Here is a 19,790-nt window from a genome sequence, read left to right as displayed (position 1 = left end):
CATCATTTGTAAATACCTAACTAATTTTATGGAAAATGGCGGTTGAAAAATGATGAATAACTCGAAGCAAATCTACATCTTACTAAGCAACCCGAGAACAATTGTTACGAAAATGATCGGTATATATACGAAAGCCCCCTATAATCACGCTTCAATAGCTTTTGATTCCGAATTAAGAGAAATGTATAGTTTCGGAAGGAAGCATCCCTTGATTCCGCTCATTGGCGGATTCGTTAAAGAAGATATTTATTCAGGGATATTTGAACGGGCAACATGTGCGGTATATAGCTGCACAGTAAGCGAAACGACTTACTCCAAAATGAGGAACTTCGTCCGCCAATTCGAGGAGAATAGTGAGCTGTACAGCTACAATTTCCTTGGTATTCTAGGTGTCGTATTGAACATGGAGTTTGGCGGTAGGAACTCCTATTTCTGCTCGCAATTCGTCAGCGCAGTTTTCGAGAGAGCGGGGCTCCAGTTATGCAATAAATCGGCTGCGCTAACAACGCCGGACGATCTATCTGCTTGCTCCATGCTAGAGCTCATTTTCCGAGGTACCCTGGTAACCTACAGGAATAACTGCTATGAGTGCCCCGATGAGTCGGCCTTGGAAGCATCGCATTTATACCTTGCTAACTAACAGCACTTATAAGAAAATACATGACAAATAACCCGGCTCACATGAGAGCCGGGTTTAGTATTTCATAATATTCATGGATTTCTAGGATAGTGTTTTGCTAAATCTACGGTGTCCTGTACATGTGAAGCCCATACTCTCGTAGAATGATTTGGCTATCAAGCTGTTCTCATTCGTAACAGACAAGAACAATTGCGAACTCCCGCGATCCTTGCACCAGGATTCCGCTTCAGACATAAGCCGTTTACCGATTCCACTGCTTCGATGATCCTCATCTACGATCATAGCGATGATCTGAGTAATAGGTTGATTCATATCATGCGTCTGATATTGCTTCAAGAAGATAGTACCGCGTACCACTCCATCCACCTCAGCAACCAAGCTATGATGCAGTTGATTGTCCTCCAACATACGAAGGCGCTCTTTGAGCACACTGTGCGTTGTTGGATAACGAAGTTGTCGCATCAAAGGAAGCAAATGATGGACATCGTCACTGCAACCCTTCCGAATGATTAACGCAGGAGCATACACCTGACTACTCAATTTGACCATACCACCTTTAATAGACTTGCCGCTTGTTTGGCGCGGCTGCGGGCCGTTTCAACATCCTCTGCTGTGCTCAGAGCTACAGCCATCCGTCTTCCCGGCTTGCTGAGCGGTTTACCGAACACGCGAATCTGGGTTCTCGGTAATGCTAATGCTTCTTCCATACCTGCGACTTTGAATTCTTCACCCTCTCGGTCAGCCTTTAAGGTTGCTGATGCACCAGGTGTCAGCAGCTGAACCGAAGGAATAGGAAAACCAAGAATCGCACGTACATGAAGCGCGAATTCTGACAAATCCTGCGTAACCATCGTCACCATTCCCGTATCATGTGGTCTTGGCGACACTTCGCTAAAGATTATGCCATGATCCGTCACAAATAATTCTACACCAAATAGTCCATATCCGCCAAGCGCATCTGTAATCTTTTGTGCAATCTCATGAGCTTCTCGTAGCTGCTCCTCATTCAGGAAATGAGGCTGCCATGATTCGACGTAGTCCCCATCCTTCTGAATATGCCCAATGGGCGGACAAAATATCGTCCCGGTTACCGAACGGACAGTTAACAGCGTAATCTCACTTGTAAAAGGTACAAAAGCTTCCACGATGACGCGCATCTTCCTAGCTCGAGCGCCTTCGAGAGCCGCATTCCAGCATTTCTCGACATCCTCCACCCTTCGGCATACGCTCTGTCCTTTGCCGGATGAACTCATTAACGGCTTGATCACACATGGCACACCGATCTCAGCTACAGCGGTCTGTAACTGCTCCAGATTGTCTGCGAACAGGTATTTTGCTGTAGGCAATCCGAGTTCCTCAGCCGCTAATCTACGGATTCCTTCGCGATCCATCGTTAATAGAGCAGCCTTGGCAGTCGGGATAACCTTATATCCTTGCTGCTCCAGTTCAACCAGCACGGGTGTTGCGATCGCTTCAATCTCCGGAACAATCAGATCCGGTGCAACTTGAACGATCAATGATTTAAGCGCTTCTCCATCCAACATATCAAGCACATAAGATTCATGAGCAACACCCATGGCTGGTGCGTGGTCATACCTGTCAACGACAATCGTTCGAACGCCCAAACGCTGCGCCTCAATGACTACTTCCTTGCCCAATTCTCCTCCGCCAAGAAGCATGATACTCCTGGCATGTTTAGATACTGGCGCACCCCACATGAGTCCAGAATCCCCCTGAAAATATGAAAATAAAATAACTAACTCTATTTTCAGGTTTTCCACTCTAGATTGCAATAGTCAGAGCGGCAGTCTAGATCTCATTTTCGAATAAGTTCGACAAATTTCTACATATAGCGGAATTGCGCCTCAACCAAACCACAATAAATTCCCTTATGTTCCATTAATTGCTCATGGTTCCCGGTCTCCTTAATCTCACCATGATCAAGCACGACGATCTTATCTGCACTACGAATTGTCGAGAGACGGTGAGCAACCATAAAGGAAGTCCTACCTTTCAGCAGTACCTTCAGTGCATTTTGAATCTTCACTTCAGTCTCTGTATCGATACTTGCCGTTGCTTCATCGAGAATTAGGATGCGCGGATCAGCCAAGAGTGCCCGAGCGAAGGACAGAAGCTGCCGCTGTCCCATCGACAGCGCGTTGCCTCGCTCTTCAACCTCCGTATTGTAGCCCTTAGGCAACTTCATAATGAAATCGTGAGCGTCCACCGCCTTGGCTGCCGCTTCAACCTCTTCATCCGTTGCATCCAGTCGACCAAAGCGAATATTGTCGCGGATCGTACCGGAGAAGATGAACGTATCCTGAAGCACAATCCCGATCTGCTTCCGCAAACTTTCCACTTTAACATCGCGGATATCATAGCCGTCAATCAGGATCTCACCTTGATTGATATCATAGAATCGGCTAAGCAGATTTATAATCGTACTCTTACCAGAACCAGTGTGTCCAACCAATGCGATCGATTGGCCTGGTTCAACATTCAGATCTATTCCTTTTAGTGCTTGGCGCCCCTTCTCATATTCGAACACGACATGCTTGAAGCGAATGTCGCCCTGAATCGTAGGAAGCTCTACCGATTCAGGTTTGTCGGCAATGTCAGGCTCCTCATCCATAAATTCAAAGATCCGTTCCGAGGAAGCCATCGCAACGAGCAGCTGATTATACATCTGCCCCATACGGTTAATTGGCTCCCAGAAGTTACCCACATAGTTGCTGAACGCGACCAGCAGACCGATGGTCAGTTGACCGTGCTGAATCAAGTAGGCACCTAAGATAAACAGAATAAATGTACCGACCCCGCCGGTAATGTCAATGAGCGGACCAAACATCTGGTTCATAGCCGAAGCCTTATCCCATGATTTCTTACTATCGGCATTCATCACATCAAAATAATGAATATTCTCATGCTCTTGTGTATAAGCCTGTGTTACCCTAATCCCTTGAATGGATTCATTCAAATGGGAATTGATCCGCGAGTTCTTCATCCGCACTTCCTGCCAGGCAATACGGATCTTTTGCCGCAGCTTGGTAGATATCAAGAACATAATCGGAACGGTTACCATTACAGCAAGGCCCAATTTCCAGTTGATGAGCAGCAAGATGACAACGATCCCAGCCAGCTGAACGCAGTCTATCATCAGATTGACGACCCCGTTCGTGAAAAGATCTTGCAAGGAGTTGACGTCATTCGTCACGCGAACCAGTACAGAACCAGCCGGACGTTTGTCATAGAAATTGAACGACAACTTCTGGATATGACGAAACAAATCCGAACGGAGATCATAAATGACACGTTGTCCAATCACATTTGTATATTTAATGCGGTAGACCCCTGTAGCCCATTGAATAATGTACAAAACCACCACTAGAGCAGATAAAATATATAATAGCGTCAAGCTCGGCGAGCCTTTTTCCGGAGCAATCGCTTTGTCGATTGCGATACTCGTCAGGAATGGTACGGTTAGCTTTGTAATCGTCCCGAGAACCGTCATCAGAATGACTGGGGGCAACATTTTCCTCGCATATGGTCTCATATAACCAAACAGACGGCGGAACTGCTGCCAATCAAATGCTTTATCGATAATATCATCGTCTTGATATACAAACCGATCCTCTATCTTCGTCTTAACCTTGCCCTTCTGCGGGGGCTTCTGCTGCAAAGTTTGTGCCTCTGTATTCATGGGTTATGCCTCCCCCTATTTGCACGTACTTCTTCTTTGGCCAAATGATCGGCATATTGAATACGATATACATCCTGATACGGTCCTGGAATCTGAGTCAGCTCATCATGCGTTCCTCGTTGAACAACACGGCTTTCGTCCAATACAAGAATCTCATCGGCATGTCTGAGTGAAGAGATACGGTGAGCGATAATGAAGGTTGTACGCCCGCGCATGACCTCTTGGAAGCCAGCCTGAATCTCCTGTTCCGTCTCCATATCAACCGCACTGGTCGCATCATCAAGAATAAGAATTTTCGGGTTCTTCAGCAGCGCTCGCGCAATCGCAATCCGCTGTTTCTGGCCGCCCGACAGCCCCATACCTCTCTCACCAACAACCGTATCATAGCCGTCAGGTAATTCCATAATGAATTCATGCGCCTTGGCCAACTCAGCTACGCGAATCACTTCCTCCATGGAGACCTCATTCATCCCGTAGCAAATATTGTTGCGAATGCTGGATGAGAACAGGAACGTCTCCTGAAATACTGTGGCGATTTGACGGCGTAGACTTTGCACACTCACTGTGCGGATATCCTGCCCATCTAGCTTAATGCTTCCCTCATTCACATCATAAGCACGCATCAATAGCTGTATGATCGTTGATTTACCGGACCCTGTTCCACCAAGGAAGCCAATCACCTTGCCAGGAGAGGCCTCGAAGCTTATATCTTCGACAGCCGATAATTTATTGCCGTAGGCGAACGTCACATTCTCAAATGTAACCTCGCCCTTCACATCAGTGGCTGACAGATCGGTAGCATTCTCGATATCCTTTACATCGATTTTTTGATTCAGAATTTCAAGCACCCGCTCTCCGGATGCCTTGGACTGAGTATAGTTGTTAATATGGAACCCTAGTCCCCACATCGGACCGATAATGAACCAAATCAGACTGAAGAAAGCTACCAAATCGCCCAGAGTCAACTGGCCCTTAACAACTAGTGTTCCACCTACAGCCAGCAGAACAGCTACACTAATCGATGCGAGCAACTCCATCACTGGAAAGAATTTACTCCACAGTGTCGCCGCAAAGATCTGATTGTTCTTATAGCGCTCATTCCGGTGCGAGAATTTCTCTACTTCATGTGACTCACGTGCGAATGCTTTAACGGTACGTACCCCGGTAATGTTCTCTTGCACCGCTGTCGTCAATGAACTAAGAGCCTGACGCATCTCTTGAAATGCCGGGTGAATCTTCGATTCGAATTTCAGGGCCACTCCGGCCAGGAACGGAACCGTAATCATAGTAATTAGCGTAAGCTGCCAATGGATCGACATCATCACTGCCATCCCAAAAGTCACCATCAGCACGAGATTCAGTATCTGAGCGAAACCAAAGCCAACGAAGTTACGAATCGCTTCCAGGTCCCCGGTAAGCCGTGACATTAGATCCCCGTCTTCGCGCGGTCATAATAACGGAAGGATAGAAATTGCAGCTTTTCATAGCAAGCATTACGTAGTCGATAAGCCAGATAGTTGCCCAGCCTGCCGCCGAAGAAGCCGTGCAGAAACTGCATGAATGCTTTGATTACAACTACCGATAGTGCGGTTAGGGCTAAGCCCATAACCAGATTATATTGTTGCTTCCTGATTACATCGTCAATCAGCTTCCTTAACAGAAGCGGATATACTAGGCCCAGCCCTGTTGTAGCCGCTAAACATAGTATAGATAATATTAAATAGTATCGCCGCTCACGATAATAAATCGAGAGTTGCTTCAGAACCTCCATGTCATTACCTCCAGCAACTTAGGACTATCTTGAATTAAGATTACTGAAAATTCGCCTAAGTCTTTAGCCCATTTGAAATTTTTTTGTAAATAAGAATGTACTGTTAATTTTGTTTGAGTTCCTCAGTCAAGACGCGCAGCTCGGCTGTAATCTGTAGCCAGTTCTCCGCTTTCTCGCCATCTCCCTCAGACAGATTCACCAGTCCTTGCTCCCATTCTTCCCATTGCAAATTAAATCGCGCTGTTAATTCACCAAACCTACGCACCATTTCTAGACAGTAATAATCGCTTAACCTTACCTCGATTCTGTCTACAGCCTCCTTTAATATGCCTGACAAAGGTTCCTCGACCGCTTCACGCAGCCGCTTTCTTCCGCCACCCTCAAAGAAGGATTTCGGATTTTTAAAATAAGGCCAATATTCGGCCGTATTTAACTGAAGTTCAAGCTCTGCCTGAAGTATCTCAGGCATACTCCATGCGGACAATTCTCCTCCGGTCAATGCAGGACTTAACGTCAACTGCTGATGCAATTGCTGGATCCAGCGTTCGCCTGCCTCATTCAGCCAAGCACCGCAGCGGTTCTCCGTACGTAAGCAAGTCACCTGAAGCTCCCGCTGGAGCTCAATTGCCAGCGAAGACAGCCATTCATGCATCGATGCTGAGAATTTCCGTTTCATATCACCGCCATCGTCCTGTAACAGCACCGGGTGGAAGTATTCCGTGAATAAATCTCCGGCGAGGAGGCGCAATCTTTGCCGCACATGATAGAGCAGCTCCGACACTTCCTGACGAATTTCGGCCGACTTATCCTCAGCTGCAAGTTCTTCCGTTTGCTTCTGGAAGATCTGCTTATCCAGCTGCAAATTAATCTGCTGAAGTTGTCTTGCCTCCTGACCTTGAGCTAGAGCCTCCGCCCATTGATCGGCCTGGCGGATGATCTGCTTCAGCTCACGTACGGCGCTCTGAACAGCCAAGCCCGCCAGATCATTTCCTAGAAAATGAAAGAATGTACTCTCAAATTCTACAAATCCCGATGCAGCCAATTGCTCTGTATCTCCCAAGCCCTTTGCGTTTAAGGCCTGCAAGCTGGATACCGGATAAATCTGTGGCGCCTCTACCCCAGCGCTACGCAGTCCGTCATTAACATGCTCCACTACCGAAGCAAGTTCTGAGGACGTCGCCGCCAAATCAGCGGCATTGACGATAAAATACATTTTATCTAGCGCGAAGCTGCCTTTAACCCGACCCAAATGCGCCAGGAACTGTCGGTCAGCCCGCGAGAATGCATGATTGTAATAAGTTACATAGATCAAGGCATCGCAGTTTTTCATATATTGAAAGGTTACGCCTGTATGACGAGCATGAATGGAATCCGCGCCAGGCGTATCTACAATGACGATCCCCTGCTCGGTCAGCGGGCAGGAATAATAGAGATCCATACGATCCACGAAGCAAGCTTTGCTCTCCACCGAGACGTAGGAAGTGAACTGCGTAAGATCCGTGATCTCAGACGCACCTAGCTTCGAATAGCTGTCTTCCCAGCCTGCGGCAGCCGCCTTTAGGAAGCTGTAGTGGGCCCGCCCTGTAGCGGGAACATCAATCGCACGCAGCTTACCGACCTCTGAAATCCAGGTCCGCTCTTTCCACGCCCCCATTTGCAGTGCCTCGAAGGAGTCCGCCAGATCCTGCTGCATTGCCTCGGTCGTTTTGAACTTGATCTTGGCTGTTCCGTGCTCCATCCCGGCCTCAGGCGCGAGGATGCGATTGATCGCCGCGGTCGTCGGATGCGGCGATACGGGTAGCACGGAGGCGCCGAGCAAGGCGTTGGCGAACGATGATTTGCCGGCGCTGAACGCTCCGAACAGCGCTACCGTGAATCGGCCGTGCGCGAGCCCTGCCGCGCGGCTGCGCAGCTCCCGTACCCTCGAGCCGAAGGCCGGGTACGAGGAGAGCTTGGCAGCGGCGGCTTCCAGCACTGCCGCTGCCTGCGTCAACCGCTGCAGGCCCACGGCCGCAGCGGGAGCCACCGCCGGCGCGACCGCTGTTGCGCCAGGCGGTGCCGGCGGCACCGCCGCAAGCTGCCCCGCTAGCGCGGGCAGCTCCTCGTCCCTCACCTCCGGCAGAATGCCCGGAGGGAGGGACGGAGCCGCACCGCACAGCGCCATGAGATGTGCGGTGCGCTCGCCTGCGGCGCTGCGCTGCGCCTCAAGCTGCGCAGCGGCCGCGGTCCGCGCCAGCAGCGTCTCGCGCTGCGCGGCTGACTTTGCCGCGCCTCAGCTAATCGCGGCGCCAGCTCCTTCAGCAGCCCATCGGCAATGCCCAGGGCTGCCCTCTTGTAGCGACCTGGCAATTCCGGTCGCCACCTCGGTAGCGTAGCGCAGCGTGTACTCGCCAGAGAGCATCGCGCCTTCCTTAACCGGGTCCGTGATCCATGACTCTTCCGGTTGAGGCAGCCGCTCATCAAGTTGCTGCTCCCACCTTGCATCCCAGGCATCGAACCCGCGGCCTAGTTTGCGGATCAAATCGCGCACATGCCAGTCTATTTGCGCTGCTGTCTGCTCCGTGAGCTTCTCCATGAAAAGTCTCTGCGCCGTTCCTGCTCACGGTGTGTCTTGCCGCGCTGGAACAAGAATCCTGTCTTGAATTCTGGTCGGCGGCTCTCCAGATAATCCTCCGCCGCAGCGCGTAAGGATGGATTCATAAGATAAGAATTGTTCAGCAGCGAATCAAGCTCCGCCACCCACTTCATATGGACTGCCTGTTCATCATAGCGGACCGACTCTTCTTCAAATGCAGATAGTTCATCCGCGATAGACTGCATTCCATCCTCTCCACCGACAAGCTCCAGCAGATCTTGCTCCTGCTCTTCCCCCTCGGCTTTAGCACGCGCGAGGAATTGCTCTGCTCCATAGCGGATCGAACAATTGATACTATACTCAAGCAGTTCCGTGTGACTATCCTGCAAGTGGATAATCGTCTCCTGAAGCGTCTCAAACATGTTCAGCGGATGATCCAACTCCTTAAGCGAAATATGGAACACCCGGCCGGTACAATGCCCCATAACTCAAAGGCCTGCTCAACAGACCTGCGGTAATCTGCAAAGGATAATTCATTCTCCCGATGCTTGTCGATCTGGTTCACCACCAAATAGAGCGGCTTTCCCCAATCGGCTAGTCGTCTAGCAAAAGAAAGATTGCTCTCAGAGAGCACATGATTGTAGTCCATGACATAAAATACGACATCCGCTAAATGCAGCGCGGAATTCGTAGCTACCATATGTGCAGCTTCCCCTGAATCAACGCCAGGAGTATCAAGCAGTACTCCGCCATTCTCCAGCAACTTGATCTCATCCCAAATTTCAATCATTGCATATGTATTTCCGTCACGGCAGTATTCGTCCAACTCGGCTGTTGAGAGCGTAATCAATTCCTTGCTAATACCAGCTTCACTCGCGACCTTCGTAAGCCTGACCTTTGGAGCTCCATTTCGAAGTGCAGCGATATTCGCCGTCGTCGGGATCGGCCCCGATGACAGCACCTGCTTGCCGCAGAGCATATTGATCAAGCTCGATTTGCCAGCAGAGAAATGGCCGCAGAAGGCCAACGTCACTTCATCAGCTGCCAGCTTATGCAGGAGATCTTCGATTTCTCCGGAGGCTACTCCATCAGCTTGGCTCCGATACCACTCACCAAGTCGGACAAGGCGTTCATGCAGGTTGCTGCCTTGTCTATCTGTAATCGTTTCCATTGAAAATTCTCCTTATGATAGGTAGTTCAATTTTTTAATTGAGATAGTTTATTTTGACTCTATCCCTTTTGAAATATATACATTTTACCCTACATGCTCCTCACATGGAAGCCTTCATTTGCAATCGATCGAATTTATGTATGATTTCCTTCTTTTATCTATATAAATTGTAATAATCGTATCCTTCGTCCAAGTTATCTCTTCGTTTTTGTCCCCAACTGATCTACCTGTTATGAGAACAAAAAAGGCTGACGGGGAGTACATCGCCCGTTCAGCCTATTAATCATTACTATTATACAGTTGTGCTCTCAGCAGCATTCTCTGCCAAATCTGAGTCGGTCGGGATCAAGATCTCGAACACTTTACCATGCTGCAAGATCATAACTCCTTTATGACGGTCCTTCATCACAACGACTTCAGGCTTCACAGCCATACGTTCGAGATAATGTGCTGGAACTTCACCGGAATCGCTAACAGTAAGACCCTCTAGTTCCAATTCATCATTTTCCTTTAACTCCATTTCCATCACTTGTTCAAACACATCGGAAAATTGCTCAAAATTGTCGGTATAGACAGAAATACACTTCATCTTGTTTCTCATCCTCACTATCTTAATCTTGTTTAAGTCACTTATCTCTATCCTTGCTAAGTTGTGACTATTTCATACGTTTTTTTCCTTCGCGGCATACATCCAGCAGCGGGCAATCTGCACATCCCGGATTCTGAGCTTTACAATGATATCTGCCAAAAAGATCAGACGATGATGAGTCAAGGTCCATTCATCCTTCGGAACCTGCTTCATCAATTTCTTCTCCACCTCAAGCACGGAATCATTCCAGCCCACAAGTCCCAGCCTCTTGCTAACGCGCTCCACATGCGTGTCCACCGCTATGGCAGGTACGCCAAAAGCATTCGATATGACAACATTCGCCGTCTTTCTGCCAACACCTGGCAATTTAACTAGCTCATTATGGTCATTCGGTACTTTGCTATTGTACTGCTCAATCAATAATTTGCACAAGCTCTGAATATGCTTGGCCTTACTGCGGAACAGACCGATCCGCCGGATGTCCTGCTCCAGCTCCTCAGGCGGGACAGAGACATAGTCTTCGGGCGTCTTATATTTCTGAAACAGATCAGCCGTTACTTTATTGACGGTAGCATCCGTGCATTGCGCGGATAATAAAACGGCGATCGTCAGTTCGAATGGATTGCTATGATTCAGCTCGCAATGAGCATCCGGGAACATAACGGCGATAGTATCCAAAATATGCCGAACAGCCTCAGCTTTCATCTCTTCACCTGCTTTCCTAAGGTCATTCATCCTCATTAACGGTTAAAAACCGTCTTGATCCGGGAAACATCCCGCATCAAGACGGTTATTCTCACGAAAACGATTATTGTTTTTCGATCTCAATCAGCTTGTCGCCATTGAAATACAGAACAATTTTATCATTTTCCTTCAATGATTGCACGGACAAAGTCGTGTCACCTTGGTGAATATATATATCATCTGTAATAGAGAAGCGATAATTGTTATCCGCTACGCTTGATCTGAGTACCGACAATTCACTAGTCAACGTGTTGTAACGTGACACTTGACGCTCCATCGAGGACAATACTTTGACCAGGAGTGAGCCATCTGTGTCCTTACGTACCTCAACATGATCCGAAGTATTCAGGCTGGAGCTCGAGCTTACAACTCCGTTACGAACAACCTTCACACCGCTTCCAAGTGGGAAAGTCTCACTTGTTCCGTCGAATTTCTTCAACTTCAGCACCGAACCATCAACTTGATCCACCTTGCCCAGTGATAATTTAACGACCTGCAGAGACGTTGCCGTACGTCCGCTGAAGCTAACATTAATGGTCTGGCCTACCTTCAGATCATTAATTTTAATCGCGATACCGTTATCTCCGAACAATGTCGCTTGATCTACATAGAATTCATCGGAAATACCATTCGCAACCGCTCTAATGCGACTGTTGCTTGTTGTGACATTTGTAATCTCAAATTGAACGGTCTTCTTGACTGCTAGCGTCTGCAATGCATCCTGATTGGCACTCAGGATCACTGTAACTGGATCACCAGCCTTCAGATCCGACAAACCAGGATTACTCTTCCCGTACATAGAAATCGACGGCGCAGTTCCTTGATACGGTACATCAATCTTAGTTCCGTCAGCTTGCAGAATCGTTACTTGCTTCTTGCTTGTATCCGTAGAAACATAGGTTCCATCATATTTATAAATAACTTGCAAGGAAAGAACCCGATCCCCGATATAAGTCAAATTGATCTTTCTACCTTCAGTCAGCAGAGCTTCCGCTCCAGCAAGCGTAGGTGTAGCGGAATTATATTCGACTTTCGTCTTCTCATCCAGCGTGAATGCATGTACCTTCTTTGCCGAATCCACAACCATCAGAGCTTTTAATTTAGGCTCATATTTAACGACCGATACGGCGCTGACCGATTCGGATTGACGCCCGGTAACTTCGATCTTCGTCACCTGCTCCTCCGGATTGATCGTCAGCTTGACCTTGTCTCCACCTTTGACATCAGCGATCAGATCATCCAGCGTCGCATCAGCAATTCCATTGATCACGATGAGCGGCTTCTCAACAAGACGTTTGATCTCGTCTTTGCCGTTCGTATTCATGAAGCTGATCAGCGACTTCCCTTCGATGCTCAGCAACGTTCCCGTTACCGTCCGCTCGATGCCTTGTGTTACTTCGATCTTCGTCAGCACATTATTCTTCACCGTGAATTCAACTGCAGCGCCCTTTTGCAATTCGCCAGGGTTGTTCAGCAGCTGATCCTGGTAAAGAACAATCGTATTGTCATCATATTTGAAGGTCTCTTCCAAGCCAGAGGCTTCTTTGATCTTAATCGTCTTCTTTGTTAGATCGAAATCCTCAACGACACCGCTACCGCTCTTGTTCACGATAGCCGATTTCACCTGAACAATTATTGGCTTCTTCTCTGCAGTAAACGTCTCGCGCTGAATTTCTACGGTACTGTCTGGAGTCAGATTATCTGCACCTATATTATTTCCGTTTTGATCAAGGAACATCGTATTATTATCATAAGTATAGGTTACTGAATCATTATTCACTAACAATAGCAACCGGTTGCCGCTAAGGACTCTAAGTAAGGTTCCTTCCGTCTTCTCAAGCTGCTGGCTAGCGTCCCGCACCTCAACATATGCAGCCGATCCGATTTTATCCACAACAAGCACCTTCGTATATAGCTGAAGAGCAGCCTTGGAGACGCTCGTCTCCGAATCCTTCGTGAAGTATACAGAACGATTATCCAGCTTGAAGGTTCGCGTTGTACCATTCACAAACAATGTCAGGCTGTCATCCTTCAGTGAAGTTACGATTCCTTCATATACATTGTCATAACCCGGATTCACATGATCGCCACCGCGACTAAAGAAGGTAGCGAGTTGTGCACGCGTCACATTGCCCCGTGGATCGAATTTATTGCCTTCTACACCTTTTGTTAGGTCCAGTTGTACGGCAACATTAACATATCCACGAGCAGATGCTGAGATGCTACTCTCATCGGCGAACCCGGTGGACGTACCCGCCGCTGCTTTGGCTTCCGCTTCCTTGTCCAATGCGCGCACTAGAATCTTGGCAATCCACTCACGGGAAGCTGGCTTCTTGCCCCACTCTTCCTTCTCTTTGGTGCTGGTGATTTCCTCCGTCTTATCAATCAGTTTCTGCTGCAGAGCAAGCTCGACATACGGTTTGAAGTAATTGCCGACTACCAATTCCTTAGGCGTATTCTCACCGCTACCCAGCTTAGAATCTAAATTCATGAAGCGGATTGCCATTGTAATTGCTTCTTGCTGAGTCACACTGTCTCCTGGACGGAATTTCCCAGCATCACCAAGAATAATTCCTTCGGAAGCCAGTTTATAGATATGCTTTTCAGCCCAGAAGCCGCTTTTCACATCACTGAATAATTGGAATGAGGACGTATTCTGCGTTTGCGATTGGGAAGCTTCTCCCTGCACACCATCTGCGAAGGCAGCCGCGCCTCCACCTAGACATAATGCTGTTACCAGCATAGTAGATACCGCTTTGTTCATATTCCGTTGAAACTTGCGTTTATATGATGACATTAAATTCTCCCTTTCTACAAAATAATCTCCTAGAGGCAGTTCAAAAAGTCCGCTTGAATCCCGAAATAAATCAGGTGGTAGTTCGGCATTGAATCTTGAATTCAGGCGGGTCTGAGGGGATGCTTACGAAGTAATGTTCCTTCGGAAACATCTCAAGTGCTCACGTACCGAACACGTACGCTCCCCAGTCCCTGACTTCATCCAACGAATGCGTTTTGAGAAATCGCACAAAAAGAAGCATAAGCTTCAGTGCTAAAAAACCGACCTTTTTGAACTTGCACTTCTATGTCTTATTCGACAGAAGTTACCTAAGTCCTCCAATTTCGGCTAATTTCTAGTCAAAGGTTGTTCTAATTCCACATGGCCCATCAGGGTATCCACTTCTTGACCATCGACTAGCAATTGAATCGATTTAACCTCAGAGAATTGAAAGAGAGTTTGTTTAAGCGCGTCAAGAGCCATCGCTTCGCCACCAGCGCCAAGTCTTGCTTCGTTTGGCAGAGACAGATTCACTACAACTTCACCATTTTGTATTTGAGCAGAGTTGAACACAGCTTTTCCCCACAACGGAAACAATTTTTGATCCGAAGTACTTTGCAGAGCCTTTAAGGCCGCTAAATACTTGTCGTCGTCACTTGAATAGGTGATTTCTTGCTCCACTTTTTGCAATTCAAGCATCTGGTCATCGCTGAAATAAGTTTCGATCTTTGCAGTCTTCTTCTCATTCAGCGAACTGTTCCCTTCAGTCTCCTGGTTAGCTCCATTTTCTGATTGCCCTAAATTACCGGTATTACCTTCTTGTTCGGCATTGCTTCCCTGCTCATTTTCTGAGCTGAGCGAATCGCTTTTTCCGTCTGCTCCCACCTGTTCCTGAGTAACTCCATTAGATGGGGAAACCTGCGGCTTTTGTCCGCAACTGGTACTCAGGACGAGCAGAAGAACCAGCATTCCTGATACAATTAGTTTTCTGTTCATCATCGTAACCTCCTATACAAAGTAGTTCAAAAAGTCCGCTTTTGAACGGACTTTTGAACTCGGACTTTGAGTAAACTATATGATTACATTCCAAAATACTCTTTAATTCCTTTTACAATCCCGTTAGCTACACTATCCTGAAATTGCTCCGTGAACATCTTGGATTCATCACTACTATTGCTAAGGAACCCACATTCCAAAAGTACAGCCGGCATCTTTGTTTCGCGGGTTACATGCAGGCTTTGCGTTTTAACTTTACGATCAGCGAGCCCCGTAGACTGCACAAGATACTTATGCATAACATTAGCAAGCTGAGCGCTATCCGAGCGAGTATAGAACGTCTCCACTCCTGTCGCTGTTGACGGTCCCGAGTTGCCATGAATAGATACAAAGATATCCGCATTCAACTTATTCGCCAAATTGGAGCGATCACTCAATGTCGGATATGTATCGCTCTCCCGAGTCATGACGACTTCAATTTGTGATTCCTTCTGAAGCAATGCCTGAACCTTTAGCGCAACAGCTAGGGTAAAGTCCTTCTCATTCTTCTTGGTGACACTGATCGCTCCAGGATCGCTTCCCCCATGACCAGCATCGATGACAACCAGCTTCTTGCCATTACCGCCACCCCCCGGAGTAGTTCCTGGAGATGTAGAGTCCTCAACATTAAGATCAATAATGACTAGTCCGTCATTGTTGTTCACTAGTTTATATTTCTTGGCACTGTCCATATCCATTACAACCCGTACGGTCGAAGGATTGTCGCTGAACAATGCATAGCGAATCTGTGAAATCCCTGGATAATCACTTACTTGCAGTGATCCGTTCTTGTTGCTGTCCAAGTTCTGTCCGGCTGCAAAGCTGTCACCGAAGCGAGCATTCGGAATATCGATGACGATCCGATCTGGTCCGGACATTGTGAACACACTCGGCTTCACATTTTTATCTACCGCAATCATAAGCTGGTTGTTGTTGAAGCTGATTCCACTTACATTGGCCAAATTCTCTACCGGTCCGGGATTGGGTGTTTGGTTGCCATTGCCGGCATTTCCTCCGCTGCCTGAACCCGATCCAGAGTTTGGCGATACAAGATAAGCAGTCTTCGCCTGATTATCCCAGCTTACTTGAAGTCCCATCTGCTCCCCTACAAATCGGAGCGGGACAATCACCGTATCGCTCACTAATTTAGGAGCCATCGGCAGTTTTACGCTATCACCATTGACGATAGCCGTGCTCTGATCCACGACCAGTTTCAATACAGTGTCTGATTGCTGTATAGTTACCGTGCGCGTCTTTTTCTCCCAATTGACGTCAAAACCAAGTTCCTCCGAGACGACACGAATTGGAATCATTACATTGCCCTTCAGATTCTGAACCTGTCCGTTCGCAGGCAAGTTCAGCGTTTTTCCATCCAAGACGATGCTCGTACCACCCGAGGCAGCATGACCGATCTGTGGAAGGACTAACATAAACATTACAAAAAACATCAACACACCAAAGCCAAGTTTTTTCATCCTTCACCCCTACCATTCAAGTATTTTGACTCATGATGTCAGGTAACTGACAATAGCCCGGCCATCATCAGACGAACTATTAGACGTCCAAAACTCACAAAAGTTGCGATAATATGCCAATTTTCTTATTTTGCAAACCGAAAAAAAATAGTTTCCGAGATTCTCGGAAACTATTCCTATCAGAATTTGAGTCTATCATCTAGTAATTGGATGTTCCAAATCGACATGACCCATTAACGATTCAAGCTGTTTGCCATCCACGGTCACTTCGATGCTGTCCACCTCGTCAAATTGGAACATCGTCTTCTTCAAAGCCTCGATCGCAAGCGATTCTCCTCCAGCACCGAGCCTAGCTTCTGGCGGAATTGTAATATCGATCACGAGCTGACCCTTTGAGAAATCTAACGTGTTCAGTTCGACCTTGTCCCACAGTGAGATCAATCCCTCATCTGCCATCTGCAGAGCTTTAAAGGCTGTCTCATATTTGTCGTTAGCGTCAGTGTATGTAATCTCACGCTGGACTTGCTTCAAATCCATAATATCCTCATCGGTAAAATATACCGTGATGTCAGCCTTCAATTCTTCCGAGGTAGCCGGATCGGTAATTCCGCTCTGTCCCTCATTGTCTCCACCGCCATTCGTATCCGGTGCCGCTGCTACCGGATCCTGGATCGAAGAAGAGCTATCATTTCCCTGCGGTGAAGCTTCCGGTTTTTGGCCGCATCCGACAGAAGCAATGATTAATATCGCCAACAATCCTGAGAGCCATAATTTCTTCATATTTCATTCCCCCTTGGGACTTACGCATTTCAAGCGTGTAATTGATGATTACAGTCCTAAATATTCCTTAATACCAGCAACAATCCCTTCGGCCACTCTTTGCTGGAATTCCTCAGTATACATCAAGGCGTCATCCTTATCATTACTCAAATACCCAACCTCAAGCAGCACCGCTGGCATCTTCGTCTCTCTTGTAACATGAAGGCTACTATAACGCACCTTACGATCAGTAAGTCCTGTCGCCGCTACCAGATGCTTATGCATTACATTCGCCAATGGAATGCTCTCTCTCTCGTATAATACGTCTCGGAACCACTAGGATTAGCAGGTGGATCGATACTATTGCCATGAATCGAAATAAATAGGTCAGCTTTCAAATCATTCGCCAACTTGGCTCTGTCTTGCAGGCTTACCGTGACATCGGTCGTTCTTGTAAGAACGAAATCGATATCTGGTTCCTGTTCCAACAAGGCTTGTACTTTCAAGCCAACTGCTAGTGTGAAATCCTTCTCTACCTTTTTGCTCTTACTTGAAGCGCCTGGCTGTGTCCCACCATGTCCTGGGTCGATAACAACTATCTTCTTCCCGCTGCCACCGGAAGGAAACGGTGTAACCGCCGTAGATTCTGTCAGATCTATTGTAATCAGGCCTAGACCATCTCTAGTAACAGTGTACGGACTTGGTGCTTTGAGATCAAGTACGATACGAACCGTATCGGGATTGCTAGTAAATAGAGCATAGCGGACTTGAGATACGCTAGGATGGTCCGCTACCGCAAATTGCCCCCGCATGGAGTCATCCAGTAGCAGGGCACTTGCAAATTGTTCAGAGAAAGACGTCTGCGGCAGATCAATAACAATCCGGTCTGGTGCATCCATCTTGAACACGCTCGGTTCGATATCGTTAGATGCCGAGATTTGCAGACGATTATCACTGAAGCTAATACCATTGAGCATAGCTTGCGAAGCTGAAGGAACAGTGCTTCCTCCACCATTTGAATCACCTTGCTGTGGGACACTCTCCGGCTTCCCGTCCTCCTCATCTGGCTTCGAAGCGGACTTGCCTCCCCCAGCCCCGAGCCCGATCCACCATCCGGACTATAAAGGTAAGCGGATTTTGTCTTATTATCCCAGCTTACTTGAAGACCCATCTCCTCGCCTACGAAGCGAAGTGGAATAAGTGTATTGTTATTCTGCAGAAACGGTGCTGCTCGAAGCTCAATCTTACGGTCCCGGACAGGGCCGTCTTTTCACCAATTACAAATTTCAAGGTAGTATCAGCCTGTGAGACTGTCACACTTCCCGTCTTCTTCTCCCAATTGACTTCATAACCAAGGCCTTCAAGCACAACACGTAGAGGGACCATCACATTCCCGTTAACTATCCCGGCCTGTGCTTTCTCCGGCTGTGCTAATTCAGAACCGTCAAGATAAATATGGGTACTGACCGAGGAAGCCGCCTGGCTGATTCCCGGAATAGCGAACAAACAGAGCATGAACAGTACTATGAACCTCAATTTCTTCATCATCTTATCCCTACCATTCTCGTAATTTACCGCGAGATTGCAGCAGTGCGAGCAGCACCAACAACTTCTGCAGCAAGATCTGACAAAGCAAATTCCGGCATCCGACATATCTCCGACAACCATCTAACAGATTAAAAACTAATCAACCGCACAGTTTGCTAATAACTTCCATGATATCAGATAATAGCGTTTTCTGATAGACTCATATTTCAGAGAGTGACAGATACATACAAATTTCATAACGGATTTTTAATGAAGAAAGTTTCATATTCGAGAGAAATTCTACCAATCTATATAAATTGAAATAAAGGAGGTTAAATAACTTATCCATTATCCACAAACAAAAAGAAGCCGACTCCCTTTGCTTCCAAGTAGGAAAGAACAAGGGGAATCGACTATTGATTAAGTAATAATTAATTTAAGCGAATTTGCGCTTCTCGTAGGCAGTTATCAGTTCTTCATGCTGCAATGTCAGACCAATGTCGTCTAAGCCCTGCAGTAGGAATTGGCGACGGTGCTCATCGAGATCGAAGGAGATGCTAAGTCCGAAGTCATCAACAATCGTCTTATTCTCCAGATCGACGGTCAGCTTGTAGCCTTCATGCTGTTCTGTACGCTGGAACAATTCTTCAACTTGCTCCTCTGACAATTTAATCGGCAGAATTCCGTTCTTGAAGCAGTTGTTATAGAAAATGTCGGCAAAAGATGGTGCGATTACGCAGCGGAACCCATAATCAAGGATCGACCATGGTGCATGCTCACGGGAGGAGCCGCAGCCAAAGTTGGCGCGAGAGATCAGAACCGATGCATCGCTATAGCGCGGTTTATTCAGTTCGAATTCCGGATTCACATTGCCTTCTGTATCGAAGCGCCATTCATAGAACAGAAATTGTCCGAACCCCGTACGCTCAATACGCTTTAGAAATTGCTTCGGAATAATAGCATCCGTATCCACATTAACCCGGTCTACAGGACCGACGATACCCGTTAGTTTATTAAATGCTTCCATG

General features: G+C 47.3%; 14 protein-coding genes and 4 pseudogenes. 1 reads left to right on the top strand and 17 read right to left on the bottom strand.

Annotation, left to right across the window (positions count from 1 at the left end; translation table 11 throughout):
• The first annotated feature begins 49 nt into the window (after window positions 1-49).
• Window positions 50-640: a hypothetical protein gene (locus RE628_RS10945; RefSeq protein ID WP_309158719.1), complete on the top strand. Its 591-nt coding sequence runs from the start codon at window positions 50-52 to the stop codon at window positions 638-640.
• A gap of 81 nt (window positions 641-721) precedes the next feature.
• On the opposite strand, the gene RE628_RS10940 is transcribed toward RE628_RS10945, so the two are convergent.
• From RE628_RS10940 to leuD, 17 genes and pseudogenes are all read right to left on the bottom strand, one after another.
• Window positions 722-1,180 carry a GNAT family N-acetyltransferase gene (locus RE628_RS10940; protein WP_309158718.1) on the bottom strand — a complete coding sequence of 153 codons (459 nt, stop codon included), beginning with the start codon at window positions 1,178-1,180 and terminating at the stop codon, window positions 722-724.
• A complete protein-coding gene (gene purT / locus RE628_RS10935; RefSeq protein WP_309158717.1) occupies window positions 1,177-2,358 on the bottom strand; it encodes a formate-dependent phosphoribosylglycinamide formyltransferase in 1,182 nt (393 codons plus the stop codon). The genes RE628_RS10940 and purT overlap by 4 nt, the downstream gene beginning before the upstream one ends.
• A gap of 125 nt (window positions 2,359-2,483) precedes the next feature.
• Window positions 2,484-4,340: an ABC transporter ATP-binding protein gene (locus tag RE628_RS10930; RefSeq protein WP_309158716.1), complete on the bottom strand. Its 1,857-nt coding sequence runs from the start codon at window positions 4,338-4,340 to the stop codon at window positions 2,484-2,486.
• A pseudogene (locus tag RE628_RS10925) lies at window positions 4,337-6,111 on the bottom strand (ABC transporter ATP-binding protein). Before RE628_RS10925 ends, RE628_RS10930 begins: the two are co-directional and overlap by 4 nt.
• Window positions 6,112-6,214: 103 nt before the next feature.
• Window positions 6,215-8,275, bottom strand: coding sequence for a dynamin family protein (locus RE628_RS10920; protein WP_309158715.1), 2,061 nt, complete (start codon window positions 8,273-8,275; stop codon window positions 6,215-6,217).
• 108 nt (window positions 8,276-8,383) lie between these two features.
• A complete protein-coding gene (locus tag RE628_RS10915; protein WP_309158713.1) occupies window positions 8,384-8,686 on the bottom strand; it encodes a hypothetical protein in 303 nt (100 codons plus the stop codon).
• Window positions 8,650-9,108 carry a hypothetical protein gene (locus tag RE628_RS10910; RefSeq protein WP_309158712.1) on the bottom strand — a complete coding sequence of 153 codons (459 nt, stop codon included), beginning with the start codon at window positions 9,106-9,108 and terminating at the stop codon, window positions 8,650-8,652. Before RE628_RS10910 ends, RE628_RS10915 begins: the two co-directional genes overlap by 37 nt.
• Window positions 9,109-9,110: 2 nt before the next feature.
• Complete coding sequence (locus RE628_RS10905; RefSeq protein WP_309158710.1) at window positions 9,111-9,857, bottom strand: dynamin family protein; 747 nt, start codon at window positions 9,855-9,857, stop codon at window positions 9,111-9,113.
• A gap of 292 nt (window positions 9,858-10,149) precedes the next feature.
• Window positions 10,150-10,446, bottom strand: a complete 297-nt coding sequence (locus tag RE628_RS10900; RefSeq protein ID WP_309158709.1) for an NAD/NADP transhydrogenase alpha subunit — start codon at window positions 10,444-10,446, stop codon at window positions 10,150-10,152.
• Between the two features lie 67 nt (window positions 10,447-10,513).
• Window positions 10,514-11,151, bottom strand: a pseudogene (gene nth, locus RE628_RS10895) (endonuclease III).
• A 103-nt stretch (window positions 11,152-11,254) separates the two neighbouring features.
• Complete coding sequence (locus tag RE628_RS10890; RefSeq protein WP_309158708.1) at window positions 11,255-13,987, bottom strand: S-layer homology domain-containing protein; 2,733 nt, start codon at window positions 13,985-13,987, stop codon at window positions 11,255-11,257.
• Between the two features lie 327 nt (window positions 13,988-14,314).
• Window positions 14,315-14,965 carry a GerMN domain-containing protein gene (locus RE628_RS10885; RefSeq protein ID WP_309158707.1) on the bottom strand — a complete coding sequence of 217 codons (651 nt, stop codon included), beginning with the start codon at window positions 14,963-14,965 and terminating at the stop codon, window positions 14,315-14,317.
• A gap of 80 nt (window positions 14,966-15,045) precedes the next feature.
• Window positions 15,046-16,476, bottom strand: coding sequence for an N-acetylmuramoyl-L-alanine amidase family protein (locus RE628_RS10880; protein WP_309158706.1), 1,431 nt, complete (start codon window positions 16,474-16,476; stop codon window positions 15,046-15,048).
• Between the two features lie 195 nt (window positions 16,477-16,671).
• Entirely contained in the window at window positions 16,672-17,256 is a 585-nt protein-coding gene (locus tag RE628_RS10875; protein WP_309158705.1) for a GerMN domain-containing protein, read from the bottom strand.
• Between the two features lie 48 nt (window positions 17,257-17,304).
• Window positions 17,305-18,134, bottom strand: a pseudogene (locus RE628_RS10870) (N-acetylmuramoyl-L-alanine amidase).
• Window positions 18,026-18,750, bottom strand: a pseudogene (locus tag RE628_RS10865) (copper amine oxidase N-terminal domain-containing protein). Before RE628_RS10865 ends, RE628_RS10870 begins: the two co-directional pseudogenes overlap by 109 nt.
• Window positions 18,751-19,198: 448 nt before the next feature.
• Window positions 19,199-19,789, bottom strand: coding sequence for a 3-isopropylmalate dehydratase small subunit (gene leuD, locus RE628_RS10860; RefSeq protein WP_309158703.1), 591 nt, complete (start codon window positions 19,787-19,789; stop codon window positions 19,199-19,201).
• Window position 19,790: the final 1 nt, after the last annotated feature.

The organism is Paenibacillus sp. D2_2 (assembly GCF_031199965.1).
In the GTDB taxonomy this organism is placed as follows: Bacteria; Bacillota; Bacilli; order Paenibacillales; family Paenibacillaceae; genus Fontibacillus.
This window is presented reverse-complemented; position numbering and strand designations above follow the sequence as displayed.